Below are 15,960 nucleotides of genomic sequence, written 5' to 3' on the forward strand. Positions count from 1 at the left end.
CATTCGTGGTATTCTCCCGCAAACCGAGAGATGGGCCATGAAAGCCGTTGCCACCCTTGCTGTTATCCTTCTGCCCACTGTTTCCGGCGCGCAGTCCCATTGTGCCGGCCAAACTCAGATCGACGCCACTTTCTGTGCCAAAGAGAAATGGGAAATCGCGGATAAAGAGCTGAACCGCATCTGGAAAGAGATCAAACCAGCGGCGGATACGCGCGGAAACGGACAGGCTTTGTTGAACGAACAGCGCGCCTGGTTGAAACGCAGGGATGCAACCTGTGACCCCGAACTCAAAAGCGATGGCAGTGCTGCGCAGATGTTCTATTGGGCCTGCATGGAAGAGCAGACCCTGAAGCGAAATCAGGAACTGGCCGCTTGGCGTTGATGCGATATCTGCGCGGTCACTGCCCATAGAAGATCACATTTTTTCGTCGAACGCCAAAAAGTGCGAATCCAGGGATTCACAAGCCGAATCACCTATGACATAGTGTTCGCAGATGTCCGCAAAGGGCACGTTATTGAGGCAGACTTCATACGGCGGTAAACAGAGTGTCCCGTTCCCATCGGCCCGGTTTGGGCGCAGTTGCATTCTTCATGGTGGCGTTCATGCTAGGTGTTTATTTCACCTTTGCCGCCGTGCAGGGCGACTATGGCCTGTTTCGGCGGGTCGAAATAGCAGCGGAACGGGACGCCCTGTCGCGCGATCTGGCAAAGCTTGAAGCCGAGATCGCAGAGATGGAGAACCTTACGCGCCGCCTGTCTGATACGTATCTTGATCTTGACCTCCTGGATCAACAGGCGCGCTCCGTGCTGGGCATGATCCGCTCGGATGAAATCGTCATCCGCTGATCCGGACCGCATCTCTTCTTCACATCCCTGTCACGCACCGCGTCTGATCTACGCATTTGGGCCAAACCAAGCGCGTTCCGACGCTGCGTCACATTTACTCTCGCCAGAACGCAGGAAATGCTTTATGAGATAGTTTAACGCTAAACTATCTTGCCGAGAGGGGGAGATCGCCACAATGGCTGCGCGAAAAACCACAAAGAAACCAAACGTTTCAGCGGAAGAACTTACCACCTATTACCGTGAGATGCTGCTGATCCGCCGATTCGAGGAAAAGGCCGGTCAGCTGTACGGCATGGGATTGATTGGCGGTTTCTGCCACCTTTACATCGGTCAGGAAGCGGTTGTTGTCGGCCTTGAGGCCGCGGCAGAAGAAGGTGACAAACGCATCACCTCATATCGCGATCACGGTCACATGCTGGCCTGTGGCATGGACCCGGGCGGCGTGATGGCCGAACTCACCGGGCGCATCGGAGGACTGTCCAAGGGTAAGGGCGGTTCGATGCATATGTTCTCGAAGGAAAAGCACTTCTACGGTGGCCACGGCATCGTTGGCGCGCAGGTTCCGCTGGGTGCGGGTTTGGCCTTTGCTGACAAGTACAAGGAAAACGGCCGTGTCACCTTCACCTATTTTGGTGATGGCGCAGCAAACCAGGGCCAGGTCTACGAGACGTTCAACATGGCTGCCCTTTGGGAATTGCCTGTCGTGTTCGTGATCGAGAACAACCAGTACGCTATGGGTACCGCACAAGCACGCTCGACCTCATCGGCCGATATTTACCATCGTGGTCAGGCCTTTGGGATACCCGGCGAAATGGTCAACGGCATGGATGTGCTGGCCGTCAAAGCAGCCGGCGAAAAGGCCGTAGCGCACTGCCGCGCGGGGAAAGGTCCGTATATCCTTGAGATCAAGACCTACCGTTACCGAGGCCACTCGATGTCCGACCCGGCCAAGTACCGCACCCGCGAAGAGGTTCAGAAGGTTCGCGAACAGAGCGACCCGATCGAACACGTGCGCGAGCTGCTGTTGACCGGCAAACACGCGACCGAGGATGATCTGAAAGCGATCGATAAAGAGATCAAAGAGATCGTCAATCAGGCCGCCGAATTCTCGAAAGAAAGCCCCGAGCCTTCCGTCGAAGAGCTCTGGACCGACATTTACGCCTGAGAGGACGATTAAGACATGGCAACCGAAATTCTCATGCCCGCCCTTTCGCCCACAATGGAAGAGGGCACGCTAGCAAAATGGCTGATCAAAGAAGGCGACACCGTATCCAGCGGCGACATCATGGCCGAGATCGAAACTGACAAGGCAACGATGGAGTTCGAAGCAGTCGATGAAGGCATCGTCGGCAAGATCCTGATCGCGGAAGGCACCGAAGGCGTCAAGGTGAACACCCCCATCGCGGTGCTGGTGGAAGAAGGCGAAGATGCCTCGGCCATTCCAGCGGCGGCACCCGCAGCCGCGGCGGAGACCGAGGCTGCCCCTGCGGCGGTTGAGGCCCCCGCCCCTGTCGCTGCCGCTCCTGTTGCGCCCCAGGTGGACCTGTCCCCGGACTGGCCGGCAGATGCACCGATGATCCAGCAGACCGTACGCGAGGCGCTGCGCGATGCGATGGCCGAAGAAATGCGCACGGACGAAGATGTCTACCTGATGGGCGAAGAAGTCGCCGAGTATCAGGGCGCCTACAAGATCAGCCAGGGCATGCTGGACGAATTCGGCTCCAAGCGCGTGATCGACACCCCGATCACCGAGCATGGTTTTACCGGCATCGCCGTCGGCTCGGCCTTTGGCGGACTGAAGCCGATTGTCGAGTTCATGACCTTCAACTTCGCCATGCAGGCGATCGACCAGATCATCAACTCTGCCGCTAAGACACTTTACATGTCCGGCGGTCAGATGGGTTGTCCCATCGTGTTCCGCGGCCCGAATGGTGCCGCTGCGCGCGTGGCGGCCCAACACTCGCAGGACTACGCCGCATGGTACATGCAGGTGCCTGGTTTGAAAGTGGTGATGCCTTACTCCGCAGCCGACGCCAAAGGTCTGCTGAAATCGGCAATCCGTGACCCCAACCCGGTTGTGTTCCTGGAAAACGAAATCCTCTACGGTCGTTCGTTCGACCTGCCACGGGTGGATGACCTGACGGTCCCGCTGGGCAAAGCGCGCATCTGGCGCGAGGGCACGGATGTGACCATCGTCAGCTTTGGCATCGGGATGCAGTTCGCCTTGGAAGCCGCCGACAAGCTGGCCGAAGACGGGATCAGCGCCGAAGTGATCGACCTGCGCACCATCCGCCCGATGGACACTGGCGCGATCATCAACTCGGTTATGAAAACCAACCGTCTGGTGACCGTCGAAGAAGGCTGGCCGCAAGGCTCGGTCGGCAGCTACATCAGTTCCGTGGTGATGCAAGAGGCGTTCGACTATCTGGATGCGCCGGTCATCAACTGCACCGGCAAGGACGTTCCGATGCCCTATGCCGCGAACCTTGAAAAACTGGCGCTGGTGACCACCGATGAGGTGATCGCTGCCGTCAAGCAAGTGACCTATCGGTAAGGAGCGACAGACAGATGCCTACAGAAATTCTGATGCCCGCCCTTTCTCCGACCATGGAAGAAGGCACGCTTGCCAAATGGCTGGTCAAGGAGGGCGACACTGTCTCCTCCGGCGATCTGCTGGCTGAGATTGAGACCGACAAGGCCACAATGGAGTTCGAGGCTGTTGATGAAGGCACCATCGGCAAGATCCTGATCCCGGAAGGCACCGAAGCCGTCAAGGTCAACACCGCGATCGCAGTTCTGCTGGAAGAGGGCGAAAGCGCCGACGACATCGCGGCCACTCCGACCAAAGCTCCTGAGGCGGCGCCAGCCGCCGCGGGCAACGAGGCTGCCGCGCCTGCGGCACCCGAGGCGCCCGCCCCTGCCCCGGCTGCTCCGGCCAAAGCGGATGGTGGTCGTATCTTCGCCTCACCGCTGGCCCGTCGCATTGCGGCCCAGAAAGGGCTGGATCTGGCTCAAATCACAGGCTCCGGCCCGCACGGTCGCATCGTGAAAGCCGATGTTGAAGGCGCATCAGCAAGCGCACCCGCTGCCGCCCCGGCCGCTGCAGCCGCGCCTGCCTCTGCTGCACCTGCAGCCGCACCCTCCGGTCCATCGGCGGATATGGTCGCGCGGATGTACGAAGGTCGCGAATACGAGGAAATCCAACTGGACGGCATGCGCAAAACCATTGCCGCGCGCCTGTCCGAAGCCAAACAGACGATCCCGCATTTCTACCTGCGCCGTGACATCAAGCTGGACGCGTTGCTCAAATTCCGCAGCCAGCTGAACAAGCAGTTGGAAGGCCGCGGCGTGAAGCTGAGCGTCAACGACTTCATCATCAAGGCCGTCGCCAACGCGCTGCAACAGGTTCCCGCTTGCAACGCGGTTTGGGCCGGTGATCGGGTTCTTCAGCTGAAACCTTCGGACGTGGCCGTTGCGGTCGCAATTGAGGGCGGGCTGTTTACTCCGGTTCTGCAGGATGCCGACACCAAATCTCTGTCAGCACTGTCGACCGAGATGAAGGATCTGGCCGCCCGCGCCCGCGAGCGCAAGCTGGCCCCCCATGAATATCAGGGCGGCACGTTTGCGGTTTCAAACCTCGGCATGTTTGGCATCGACAATTTCGACGCCATCGTGAACCCGCCGCATGCGGGCATCCTCGCAGTCGGTACCGGTGTCAAAAAGCCGGTTGTCGGCGATGACGGAGAACTGACCGTGGCGACCGTTATGTCGGTCACCATGTCGGTCGATCACCGGGTCATCGACGGGGCTTTGGGCGCTGAACTGCTCAAAGCTATCGTAGAGAACCTGGAAAATCCGATGGTCATGCTGGCCTAACAAAAATCACAGGCCGCGCCAGTACCAAATCGGCGCGGCCTATCCCGATCACAACCGTGATGTGAGCGTCTGTGATCCCCGCACAAGTTGCGACCTTGCGCACCTCTGACCACCTTGTTTGTGAAGAGACCTCAAACACAGGTGCGCTATGCCCCGCATGTATCCGGCTATCCCTTTTCTGATTGCGGCCATTTCGGTCGGGCTGCCCGCGTCAACACTCGCAAAACCCAACACCTATCCCGGTGAGCATTCAGCATTTACCTCTGACCCAGTCGAAACCGCAAAACGACAGGCCGAGCGTCCGAAGCGCAAGGAAGAACGAAAAAAGCGGCGAAAAGAGAAACGAAACAAGCGGTTAAACAAGAGCGATCAACCGCTTGATCTCAGGTGACTTACTGGTCTTTGCCCAGCATGTGATCCATTGAGATCGCTGGCTGATCGCACCCAGCCTCACCCACGATCTTGGCAGGGATACCGGCAACGGTCTTGCAGGCGGGAACCTCTTGCAGAACGACCGAGCCTGCCGCGATCCGGCTGCAATGGCCAACCTCGATGTTGCCCAGAACCTTGGCGCCCGCACCGATCAGCACACCATCGCCGATTTTGGGATGACGCTGCTCTTCTTCCTTGCCGGTCCCGCCAAGCGTCACCGAATGCAGCATCGAGACATTGTCGCCGACGATGGCCGTCTCACCGATTACAATGGAATGGGCGTGGTCGATCATGATCCCCTTGCCGATCTTTGCAGCAGGGTGGATGTCGATCCCGAAAATCTCGGACGAGCGCATCTGGAAGAAATACGCAAGATCATAACGCCCCTTGCGCCACAGCCAATGCGCCACGCGATAGGCCTGCATGGCTTGATACCCTTTGAAGTACAGAATCGGCTGCAATAGCCGGTGGCAGGCCGGGTCGCGTTCGTACACGGCCATCAGGTCGGCACGCGCGGCTTCGATCAACGACGGATCGTTGGCATAGCTTTCGTCCACGATCTCGCGCAGGACCATCATCGACATTTCGTTCGAGCACAGCTTGGCGGCAATCCGGTAGGACAGTGCGCGTTCCAGGCTGCGGTGATGCAGAATACAAGCGTGCACCAACCCGCCCATCAGCGGCTCTTTTTCCACGGCTGCCTGAGCTTCGGCCGTGATACGATCCCAAACAGGGTCGACAGGGGTCACATGACTGCGCGTTTCGAACATGGCTTTTCATCCTTTGCTGCGCCTAGGATGCCATTTAGTGGCAAAAAGACCAAACGCAAACCCGTGATCTGCAAGGTAACGGAAATGAATGAAACGCAATTGGCCGGGTTCAAGACCCGGATACTCGCCCGATTGGCCGAGCTGGCCGAGCATTCAGCTTTGGGCCATGAAGCTCAGGCGGTGGTCGATCTGGACCAACAGGCCGTTGGGCGCCTAAGCCGGATGGACGCCCTTCAAAACCAAGCCATGGCCAAGGCACAGCAGGCAAATCGGGACGTTGAGACGCTCAGATTAAGGGCTGCTTTGGACCGGATTGAAGAGGGCGAATTCGGCTATTGCGAGGACTGCGGCGAAGAAGTTCCGGTCGGTCGACTGGAACTGGACCCCGCCGCCAGCAAATGTGTCAGTTGCGCCTCCGGGTAACGTGGAAGTGAACCAGACACCGCAGAACCATCTCAAAACACTGACAATATTGCGGGTCGTCAAAGTTGGGTTCGTCGGCCAAGGACCGAGTACGCGCCGCCATCATCAGGGATCCATTGCCAAACAGCGGATGCAATCGCCCGGTCTGGCCGACATGAATGTCGGCCAGTTCAGCTTCGCGCAGCATCGTGGTGCACAGATTTTCACGAGACGCAGGCGGCGCGTTCAAAAGAACCCGCGCCGCCGCACTGACATCGCCATGCAAGATGGGTCGCATAAGCCCCTCAACCGACAGTAGTACGTGCGAATGGGCCCGGCCCAAAACTGGCTGAGATTTGGGCAACGTCGACCGAATAACTGCCGGTTACACCATCCGCGACCTTCATCCCCGGCGCATAGATCCATCGCGGTTCTGATAATACTTGTTCGCGCACAATTCCGCCGTTGACCCGGATTCTCAGCAAATAGGATTCGGTCTCTTCCCCTAATGGGACATCCAACCCTTCCCAGCTGTCGTCGTCCAACCGGGTGCGGCGAATCCATGAAATCTGGTCGCCTTGCGCGGTCGCCGTGGCCCCTAGATGCACCGGAGCGTAGGGCCTCAGCCCATTGCCGTCGAATGTATGCACCTGATGGACAAAGGACGGGTCATCATACGCTCTGGTACCCGGCCCGATGCGGTAGTTTTTGGTCACGCGCCGTTCCGACCGCAACAGTCCGGTCTGAAAGACCCGCTCATCCAACAGAACAATGGTCGAGCCATCGGGCCAGACATCCGGCATGGCTGCATCTGTTCCCAACTGACCACGCAACCGACCACTGAGGGCATAGACCCCCTGATCCTCTAGCGAAGCCGCAGCAAACTGGAACAGCTCCCAATTGCCAGGGGTGCCATCGCCGATTGCGGCCAGGTTTGCGCCGTTCAACAAAGCCTCGCGCGGCCGCGATTCCAACAGGCCATCAACCAGTCGCACGCGCAATGGTGCGCCATCATCCCAAAGCCCAACGCTGGCCCGCCGCAACGGCGTTTGGGTGGTACCGACGACGGCCTGGGCGGAGATCACTTCCTGCAACGCATAGTCCTCGTCATTGGTCGCGGAATACACCGCAGCGCTGCCGGGCCACGGGTCCGCAGTGACGGCAATGTAAGGCGGGTGCGGAACTTCCGATCCGGTCAACAACGGCAAGTCCAGGAACACAGGGAAGACCGGAACCGGGGCGACAAAGGGCTTGGTCGAAACCCTGTCGTCAGACAAATCTGAGGGCGCGTAAATCCCCGGCTCGATCCGAACAGCGTCGGCCAACTGCATCTCGGCTTGCTCCAGCCGATCGATGCGGAATAGAACGCCCTGCTCTTCCCCGTCCAGAGTGATGACATCCCCCGCACCGATATGGGCCAGTGATGGCGGCAGCGCAAAGCGGACGGTCTCGCGCGACACGCGCGCCTCGCTCAGCTAGAGTTCACCCGACCTGTCGAGTCGTTCATCCTGTTGAAGGTTTGGTGCCCTCCGAAGAAGTGGCGAAGGAATCGGCGTATGTGCTCAACCTCGTCTCAAAGGGATTACTACTCAAGGTCGCTACTCCCGAAGACTAGACACAAAATCTAAACACGTGACGAACGTTCTGTTTCACTGAATAACTGAATATCCAAAGCGCCCCCCGCTTGACATTTAACGTCTGAACCTGCATTCGCCCAGGATTGAAGCGCCAATGCGTGAACTTTCGCGGATTGACCCGCCCCATAAGCGCGCTAAACACCTACCAGTTCCCCATCACGCAGGGTTCTTTACGCGACGGCCGGATGCCGCAGGAACCGCCTGCCCGTCCCGAGGTCTCGCGGAAACCCTGCCGGTCACGCGCTGCATGGCCCACAAAACACGTCTGCAGGGCCAAAGCCTTGTGGATCACAAAGGATAGTTATTTGTTCGACTTCGACATGCTGGGCCTCACCCCGGCCCTGAATGACGCGTTGAAACGCGCCAATTTCTCTCAACCGACACCGATTCAGAACCAGGCCATTCCGTTGGCTCTGAACGGCCATGATGTTCTTGGATTGGCGCAGACCGGCACCGGCAAGACGCTGGCCTTTGGCCTTCCGCTGATCGACCACCTGCTGGCGCAGCCCGGTAAACCAGCCCCTAAAACCGCGAAGGCATTGATCCTCGCGCCAACGCGCGAACTGGTCAACCAGATTGCAGAAAGCCTGCGCAACCTGACCCAAAAGACCAGGCTGCGCGTTGCCACAGTGGTTGGCGGGCAATCCATCGGCAAACAAATCTCGTTCCTGTCGCGCGGGACTGACATTCTGGTCGCCACCCCAGGTCGCCTGATCGACTTGATGGAGCGTGAAGCCGTTGACCTCAGCCAGGTACGCCATCTGGTTCTGGATGAGGCCGACCAGATGTTGGACATGGGCTTTATTCACGCGTTGCGCAAGATCGCTTCCAAGCTGGGCACCCCGCGCCAAACCATGCTGTTCTCGGCAACCATGCCCAAGCAGATGGAAGAGATCAGCCAGGCCTACCTGACGAACCCGCACCGCGTGCAGGTTTCGCCTCCGGGCAAGGCGGCGGACAAGATCACGCAATCGGTGCACTTCCTCAGCCGCGCCGAGAAACCCGCAAAGCTGCGTGAGGTCCTGTCCGCGGATATGGGCGCGCTGACCCTGGTCTTTGCGCGCACCAAACATGGTGCGGAACGCCTGATGAAAGATCTGGTCAAAGACGGCTTCAATGCGGCCTCAATCCACGGCAACAAAAGTCAGGGCCAGCGTGACCGCGCCATCAAGGCGTTTCGCGCGGGTGAAATCAACGTGCTGGTCGCCACCGATGTGGCCGCACGCGGCATCGATATTCCCGGCGTTGCCTATGTTATCAACTATGACCTACCCGAAGTGCCCGATAACTACGTTCACCGCATCGGACGTACCGCGCGCGCCGGGCGTGAGGGCGAAGGCATCGCGTTCTGCGCCCCCGATGAATTGGATCAGTTCATCCAGATTCAAAAACTGATGAAGATCGAAATTCCCGTGGCAAGCGGCACCATGCCGGCTGAGGCCGAACCCAAGAAGCCCCGCAAACGCGGCGGTTTCCGCGGGCGCGGGGTCAAGCCAAAGGCAGCGAACGGAGCATCAAAGCCCGGCCCCTCCAAACGCCGCAGGCCCCGCCGTCGCCCGGCAGCGTAAGCCATAGAAAAAGGGCCGCGTTTTCCGACGCGGCCCTTTTTTCTTAGTTGCTTGAGCTGTTTCTTTCCGCCTCAATCTCACGCCACTTGGCGACGTTGCGGTTATGCTCCTGCAGAGTTTCTGCGAATGCGTGGCCCCCGGTACCGTCTGCAACAAAGAAGATAAAGTCGGTCTCTTCCGGTGCGACGGCGGCCTCAAGGCTGGCCAGTCCGGGGTTTGCAATTGGTGTAGGTGGCAAACCGTCGATCACATATGTATTCCAAGGCGTTGCCCGACGTAGTTCACTCCGGCGCAGACCACGGCCAAGCGTGCCCTGACCCTTTGTGACGCCATAAATCACCGTTGGGTCCGTCTGCAGCCTCATGCCTTGCTCAAGGCGATTAACAAAGACGCTAGCGACCTGACCCCGCTCATTCGGTACGCCGGTTTCCTTTTCGATAATCGACGCAAGGATCAGCATCTCTTCTGGGTTGCTGATGGGCAAGTCATCCTGACGGCTTTCCCAAACGGCATTGATGCGCAGTTGCTGCTTATCCTGCATCTCTTGCAAGACAGCAGTTCGGTCATCACCGGGGGTAAGCTCATAGCTGTCGGGTGCCAACATGCCCTCGGCAGGAATCTCCGCGATCTCGCCAGTCAACGCATCGATTGCTTGCAAGCCCTGCGCGACTTGCCACGACGTCACGCCTTCGGCCACCGATACGCGATAGCGAGTGTCGGCCTCCTCACGCTTTTGGGTGTATTCCGCAGGGGTTTCTTCGTCGGTTACGTCAAAGGATGCAATTTCCACGAAATCCAGCGTTGCCGGATCCAGTTCGCGGACACGCGTCTGAATACGGGTGACACCAATGCGATACTCGATCTCAGACCCGCAGGTACTTGCCCCGCTGCTGGTGATTTCGTCGATGATCTGTTCCATCGACGCGCCTTCGCGCACCAGAAAGCTGCCCGCCTTAAGCTGCTGGGCCTTATCGGTATAGTCCGCCGCCATACGGAAGATTGTCGCGTTCGTGATCGCGCCCTGATCTGCCAACTCATTGCTGACGCGGGTCATGTTCGAACCGCTTCTGACTTGCAGGCAAATGGCGGTTTCCAGCGGACCCTCGGCCTTATACTGCGACTGCCCCCAGACGATCAGCCCGCCCATCAGGAACAGACCAACGATCAACAGGGTCAGTGCGTTCGAAGCAAGAGCCCGCCACATTTAGCTGACCTTTCCAAAGATCACGCTGGCATTGGTGCCGCCAAAGCCGAACGAGTTCGACAGCGCCACGTTGATTTCACGCTCACGCTTGGCATTGGGTGCCAGATCAATCGGAGTTTCAACAGCCGGATTGTCCAGGTTAATCGTCGGCGGAGCGACCTGATCACGGATCGCAAGGATCGAGAAGATTGCCTCGATCGCACCAGCAGCCCCCAGCAGGTGACCGGTGGCCGATTTGGTCGAGGTCATCGTTGCGTTGCCCGCATGATCACCCAGCAAACGCTCCACTGCACCCAATTCAATGGTATCCGCCATGGTCGACGTGCCATGCGCGTTGATGTAATCCAAGTCTTTTGGTTCCAGGCCGGCACTGCGCAGCGCGGCTTTCATCGAACGTTCGGCGCCATCGCCATCCTCGGACGGCGCAGTGATATGGTAGGCGTCGCCCGACATACCGTAGCCCAGCACTTCCGCATAGATTTTTGCGCCGCGCGCTTTGGCGTGCTCGTATTCTTCAAGAACAACGATGCCTGCGCCCTCACCCATGACGAATCCGTCACGGTCTACATCATACGGACGGCTCGCTTTCTTCGGATCGTCTGCGTATTTGGTCGACAGCGCCTTACATGCGTTGAAACCTGCGATGCCGATCTCGCAGATGCAGCCCTCGCCGCCACCTGCGACCATAACGTCCGCGTCCCCCGCACGAATGATGCGGCTTGCATCGCCAATCGCATGTGCACCGGTTGAACAGGCCGTTACAACCGAATGGTTCGGCCCTTTGAACCCATGACGGATCGAAACCTGACCGGAAGCCAGGTTGATCAGCGCACCGGGAATAAAGAACGGCGACACGCGGCGCGGACCCTTATCGCGGATCAGGTTGGCCGTTTCTGCAATGGAACCCAGTCCGCCAATACCCGAACCGATCAACACGCCTGTACGCAGGCGATCCTCTTCATCCTCAGGCAGCCAGTTGGCGTCCTGACAGGCCATATCGGCCGCAGCGATAGAATACAGGATAAAGTCTTCGATCTTGCGCTGCTCTTTCGGCGGCATCCAATCGTCGGGGTTGAACGTTCCGTCGGTGCCATCACCGCGCGGGACTTCGCAGGCATAGGTCGTGGTGACGCCGCTTGCTTCGGCATCAAACTGCGTGATCGGGCCCGCGCCGGATTCTCCATCCAGCAAACGCGACCAGGATTCCTCGACCCCGCTGGCCAAAGGAGTGACCAATCCCAGACCGGTTACAACGACTCTGCGCATGAAATGCCTCTTGCCTGCTTCCTATTTGAGAACCGCTCATACCCCGGCCCGGGGTCCGGGGGCAAGAGCAACAGCACATTCCGCACCGGCACCATTCTGCCGGGTGATCGGTCCACACGATTTGTGCTGAAAGAAAATGCCCCGCCCGCCTTCTGTGTTTGAAAGCGGCGGGGCAAGGGTTTGCGTAGTCGAATTACTGGAATTCGGCCACCGGCTCATGAGCCTGCGCTGCAACTTCAAGCGCATCGGCCAAATCAATCGTTTTACGGAACAACGCGCGTCCGACCAACGCGCCCGAGATGTTATGCACATAGGCCAGCCGTGAAATATCATCCGAGGTTCGAACGACTCCGCTGGCGATCACCGGCGTCCGCGACTGCTCGGCAATGCCTGAGATCAGACCCAGTTGCGCATCGACATCTTCAATATCGCTGTCGATGTCGGTCACCAGAATGGCGGCAAATGGTGTGCCCTCAAAAGCTTTGATGAAGGCGTCGGGCGTGAACGCGCTCTGGCTGCGCCAGCCTTCGGTCATGACCTGCCCTTGCCACACATCCACGGCAAGCACGATCTGATCGGGATACAGTTTGGCCAATTCCTTGACCAGGTTCGGATCCCAGGCTGCCAGCGTGCCGATCACGATGCGTCCCGCGCCCTTGTCGATCCAGTATTCGACCTGTTCCCGCGTCCGCATACCACCAGCCAGCTGCACCGACATCTCGGACGTGCGGATGATATCCTCGACCAACTCGGCGTTGGTATCACGGCCTTCGATCGCGTCGAAATCCGTCAAGTGCATCCAGGTGGCCCCGGCCGCAGACCAGCTGCGCGCCGTTTCCGTCGGATTCACATGCCAGATCATCGCGTCCTCCAGACGGCCCTTGTCCAGTGTGACACACCGGCCGTTCTGCAATTCCATCGTGGGGTAAATCCTCATGAGCTTTCTCCTCCGCTCAATCGCTCTGCAAACCAGAGTACCATACACGCGCAAGATCGGCCCGTTTTGACCGGGATCGGCAAACCACGCTCAGTTTGCGGCATTCTTGAAGTCTCAGATTGCTAGCGGCGCGGCGGAGGCCCGTTGCGGCGCAGCAGCGTGACTTCGCTGCCGTTGAACTCGCATTCACGCATTGGCATGTAGCCCAGCTTGTCGGCCAGCTTTTGCGAAGCAGAATTGGCGGAGTTCACCATCGCGACCAATGGCCCCGGCATGATCCGGTCAAACCAGTCATGCGCGGCCTGCGCAGCCTCGTACCCTAACCCTTGCCCCTGTGCCTCTGGGACCAGAATCCAACCGGCTTCGGGGAATGTGTCAAAGTCCTCGCCAATCGAACGATTGCCGTAAAAAAACCCGGCCTGACCAATCATCTGCCGATTCGACTGCTGGACGACAGCCCATTGACCGAACCCAGCCATCTGCCAATGTCCCGCATTGCGAAGAAAGGAATCCCACGCTTCCCCGCGCGAACGTGGCTTGCCGCCGATATGCCGCACGATACATGGGTTCCGCCAAATCTCGGCGAACCTGTTAAAATCCTCTGGCCGCATGGCGCACAGCGTCAAACGTGCCGTATTTATCATCGGGGTGGATCGTATCATGCCCTGCCCGCTCTGAATTATGTGCCTCGGGCAAAAGGGTGCGAACGAAACCGGCACCTGGCAAGCCCGAATTCGTTGCAGGCACAAAAAACGGCGCCTCCGTTGCCCGGAAGCGCCGCTTTTTTAGGTTTTTGAAGCTATTAGGAAGCTTCCGAGATGAATTTGACGGCGTCGCCAAATGTCTGGATGGTCTCGGCTGCGTCATCAGGGATCTCGATGCCGAACTCTTCTTCGAAGGCCATAACCAGCTCAACAGTGTCCAGGCTGTCTGCGCCCAGATCGTCGATGAAGGACGCGTTTTCGGTCACTTTGTCTTCTTCAACACCCAGGTGCTCAACAACGATCTTTTTTACGCGATCTGCGACGTCGCTCATGTCTATTCCTCATTCCGTTTTCAGGGCCTAGTGCCCGGTTCTGCCCTTGCCCGCTCAGGCTGGCTTTGATTTGCCCGGTGCGGGCGGTTGGGTCCCGGCTGACCGGGAAAGTAGAAGGCCGACCGTTTGGTCGACCTCAGCATTTATGCGCCGCCTATAGCATAGACAACGCGCAAGGCAAACGCTTTCGCATCTGCCTTGGTCCGCGCTCACAACATGGCCATACCGCCGTTAACATGCAAGGTGGTTCCGGTAACATATCCTGCTTCGGGGCTGGCAAGATACAGAACTGCCGCAGCAATTTCCGATGCATCGCCCATACGCCCGGCGGGAACCTGCCCAAGAATGCCAGCTTTCTGATCGTCCGTCAGCTTGTCGGTCATGGCCGTGGTGATGAAACCCGGCGCAACCGCGTTCGCAGTGATGCCGCGGCTCGCGACCTCGTAAGCCAGCGATTTGGTCATGCCGACCATACCCGCCTTGGACGCCGCATAGTTCGCCTGACCAGGGTTACCGGTGGCACCGACCACGGACGAGATGTTGATGATCCGACCCCAGCGAGCCTTCATCATGCCCCGCAGCACGCCTTTGCACAGCTTGGCGGTCGAGGTCATGTTCACGTCGATCACGCTCTGCCATTCTTCGTCCGACATGCGCATGAACAGGTTGTCCCGTGTGATCCCGGCGTTGTTCACCAGAATATCGACGGATCCCATCGCCTCGGCCGCCTGTTTGGGCAGCGCCGAAACGGCCTCACCGTCGCTTAGGTTGCACGGCAGAACATGGGCGCGTTCACCCAACTCAGCGGCCAGTGCTTCAAGCGGTTCGACCCGCGTACCGGACAGCGCAACGGTTGCCCCTGCCCTGTGCAGCACGCGCGCAATCTCGCCTCCAATCCCGCCGGATGCACCCGTGATCAGCGCATTCTTCCCTGTCAAATCAAACATTCGATCTTCCTTTTGCAGCGCAACTTCCGTCGCACGTTGTTCTTACGATTCGCTCTGAACCACATTCTGCACGTCGTCCGGCGTGCCAACAGCCTTACCCGCAATCGCGCGGTCGATCTTACGGATCATGCCCGACAGCGCCTTGCCCGCGCCAATCTCCCACGTCTCAGTGACGCCCTGCGCGGCCATGTACTGAACGCTCTCTCGCCAGCGCACGGACCCGGTGACCTGCTCGACCAGCAATTGCCGGATCAGGTCCGGGTCACTCACGGCCTCGGCGCGCACGTTCGCCACCAGAGGAACTGCAGGAGCTTTGATTTCAACCGCGGCCAGCGCCTCGGCCATCACGTCCGCTGCGGGCTGCATCAGCGCACAATGGAACGGAGCGCTAACGGGCAGCATCACAGCGCGCTTTGCGCCTTTTTCCTTCGCGATCTCAGCGGCGCGTTCAACGGCGGCCTTCGCGCCCGAAACAACGACCTGCGTCGGATCGTTGTCGTTCGCAGCCTGACAGACCTCGCCCTGTGCGGCCTCGTCTGCAACGGCGCGCACCGCCTCAAGGTCCAGCCCCAGGATAGCAGCCATCGCGCCTTCGCCCACCGGAACCGCGCTTTGCATGGCCTGTCCACGAGTCCGCAACAGGCGCGCTGTATCTGCGACCGACAGCGCACCGGCGGCGGCCAGTGCCGAGTATTCGCCCAGCGAATGCCCCGCCACAAAAGCCGCGTCCGTGATCGAAGCGCCCTCGGCCTCCAACGCGCGCATCGCGGCCATCGAGGTCGCCATCAACGCGGGCTGTGCATTTTGTGTCAGCGTCAATTCGGCAATATCGCCTTCCCAGATCAAGCTGCTCAGCTTTTCGCCCAGCGCATCGTCAACCTCATCGAAAATGGCCTGTGCGGCCGGGTAAGCCTCGGCCAGTGCTTTACCCATGCCGATGGTTTGGGCGCCCTGCCCCGGGAAAACGAACGCGCGTGTCATTGCAACCTCTTGGATGACGTTAGGTTGCGACGGGGTGTAAACCGAGTGAACGAGCGGC

General features: G+C 59.2%; 17 protein-coding genes. 7 read left to right on the forward strand and 10 right to left on the reverse strand.

Translation table 11 applies throughout. The features are described 5' to 3' along the window. The first annotated feature begins 37 nt into the window (after nucleotides 1-37). From GOV53_RS16935 to GOV53_RS16955, 5 genes are all read left to right on the forward strand, one after another. Entirely contained in the window at nucleotides 38-382 is a 345-nt protein-coding gene (locus tag GOV53_RS16935) for a lysozyme inhibitor LprI family protein (protein ID WP_170468551.1), read from the forward strand. A gap of 164 nt (nucleotides 383-546) precedes the next feature. Beyond that, a complete protein-coding gene (locus GOV53_RS16940; protein WP_170427978.1) occupies nucleotides 547-846 on the forward strand; it encodes an FtsB family cell division protein in 300 nt (99 codons plus the stop codon). Between the two features lie 175 nt (nucleotides 847-1,021). Further along, complete coding sequence (gene pdhA / locus GOV53_RS16945) at nucleotides 1,022-2,011, forward strand: pyruvate dehydrogenase (acetyl-transferring) E1 component subunit alpha (RefSeq protein WP_170427981.1); 990 nt, start codon at nucleotides 1,022-1,024, stop codon at nucleotides 2,009-2,011. Nucleotides 2,012-2,026: 15 nt separating this feature from the next. Next, nucleotides 2,027-3,400, forward strand: coding sequence for a pyruvate dehydrogenase complex E1 component subunit beta (locus GOV53_RS16950; protein ID WP_170468553.1), 1,374 nt, complete (start codon nucleotides 2,027-2,029; stop codon nucleotides 3,398-3,400). A 14-nt stretch (nucleotides 3,401-3,414) separates the two neighbouring features. Next, nucleotides 3,415-4,722, forward strand: a complete 1,308-nt coding sequence (locus tag GOV53_RS16955) for a pyruvate dehydrogenase complex dihydrolipoamide acetyltransferase (protein WP_170468555.1) — start codon at nucleotides 3,415-3,417, stop codon at nucleotides 4,720-4,722. A 392-nt stretch (nucleotides 4,723-5,114) separates the two neighbouring features. On the opposite strand, the gene cysE is transcribed toward GOV53_RS16955, so the two are convergent. Then, nucleotides 5,115-5,924 (reverse strand): serine O-acetyltransferase, encoded by an 810-nt coding sequence (cysE, locus tag GOV53_RS16960; RefSeq protein ID WP_170468557.1) that lies wholly within the window; start codon nucleotides 5,922-5,924, stop codon nucleotides 5,115-5,117. A gap of 84 nt (nucleotides 5,925-6,008) precedes the next feature. Here cysE and GOV53_RS16965 point away from each other — a divergent pair, with 84 nt between their 5' ends. Continuing rightward, a complete protein-coding gene (locus tag GOV53_RS16965; RefSeq protein WP_170468559.1) occupies nucleotides 6,009-6,347 on the forward strand; it encodes a TraR/DksA family transcriptional regulator in 339 nt (112 codons plus the stop codon). Here GOV53_RS16965 and GOV53_RS16970 read toward each other — a convergent pair. Both GOV53_RS16970 and GOV53_RS16975 read right to left on the reverse strand, forming a co-directional pair. Next, on the reverse strand, nucleotides 6,328-6,624 hold the full coding sequence (locus GOV53_RS16970; RefSeq protein ID WP_170468561.1) for a DUF7742 family protein: 297 nt from the start codon (nucleotides 6,622-6,624) through the stop codon (nucleotides 6,328-6,330). The genes GOV53_RS16965 and GOV53_RS16970 overlap by 20 nt on opposite strands. Nucleotides 6,625-6,631: 7 nt before the next feature. Then, nucleotides 6,632-7,801, reverse strand: coding sequence for a GTA baseplate fiber-binding domain-containing protein (locus GOV53_RS16975; protein WP_170468695.1), 1,170 nt, complete (start codon nucleotides 7,799-7,801; stop codon nucleotides 6,632-6,634). Between the two features lie 467 nt (nucleotides 7,802-8,268). Between GOV53_RS16975 and GOV53_RS16980 the strand changes: the two genes are divergently transcribed. Beyond that, a complete protein-coding gene (locus GOV53_RS16980) occupies nucleotides 8,269-9,531 on the forward strand; it encodes a DEAD/DEAH box helicase (protein ID WP_170468562.1) in 1,263 nt (420 codons plus the stop codon). A gap of 43 nt (nucleotides 9,532-9,574) precedes the next feature. Here the strand turns inward: GOV53_RS16980 and mltG are convergent, their stop codons facing one another. From mltG to fabD, 7 genes are all read right to left on the reverse strand, one after another. Next, a complete protein-coding gene (mltG, locus tag GOV53_RS16985; protein ID WP_170468564.1) occupies nucleotides 9,575-10,735 on the reverse strand; it encodes an endolytic transglycosylase MltG in 1,161 nt (386 codons plus the stop codon). Continuing rightward, nucleotides 10,736-12,001, reverse strand: a complete 1,266-nt coding sequence (gene fabF, locus GOV53_RS16990; protein ID WP_170468566.1) for a beta-ketoacyl-ACP synthase II — start codon at nucleotides 11,999-12,001, stop codon at nucleotides 10,736-10,738. Between the two features lie 193 nt (nucleotides 12,002-12,194). Continuing rightward, nucleotides 12,195-12,938 (reverse strand): HisA/HisF-related TIM barrel protein, encoded by a 744-nt coding sequence (locus GOV53_RS16995; protein WP_170468568.1) that lies wholly within the window; start codon nucleotides 12,936-12,938, stop codon nucleotides 12,195-12,197. Between the two features lie 122 nt (nucleotides 12,939-13,060). Further along, on the reverse strand, nucleotides 13,061-13,600 hold the full coding sequence (locus tag GOV53_RS17000; RefSeq protein WP_170468569.1) for a GNAT family N-acetyltransferase: 540 nt from the start codon (nucleotides 13,598-13,600) through the stop codon (nucleotides 13,061-13,063). Nucleotides 13,601-13,740: 140 nt separating this feature from the next. Beyond that, nucleotides 13,741-13,974, reverse strand: a complete 234-nt coding sequence (locus tag GOV53_RS17005) for an acyl carrier protein (RefSeq protein ID WP_005982462.1) — start codon at nucleotides 13,972-13,974, stop codon at nucleotides 13,741-13,743. Between the two features lie 209 nt (nucleotides 13,975-14,183). Further along, nucleotides 14,184-14,921, reverse strand: coding sequence for a 3-oxoacyl-[acyl-carrier-protein] reductase (fabG, locus tag GOV53_RS17010; protein WP_170468571.1), 738 nt, complete (start codon nucleotides 14,919-14,921; stop codon nucleotides 14,184-14,186). 42 nt (nucleotides 14,922-14,963) lie between these two features. Beyond that, on the reverse strand, nucleotides 14,964-15,902 hold the full coding sequence (fabD, locus tag GOV53_RS17015) for an ACP S-malonyltransferase (RefSeq protein WP_170468573.1): 939 nt from the start codon (nucleotides 15,900-15,902) through the stop codon (nucleotides 14,964-14,966). Nucleotides 15,903-15,960: the final 58 nt, after the last annotated feature.

This window comes from Ruegeria arenilitoris (genome assembly GCF_013035315.1).
Classification (GTDB): domain Bacteria; phylum Pseudomonadota; class Alphaproteobacteria; order Rhodobacterales; family Rhodobacteraceae; genus Ruegeria; species Ruegeria arenilitoris_D.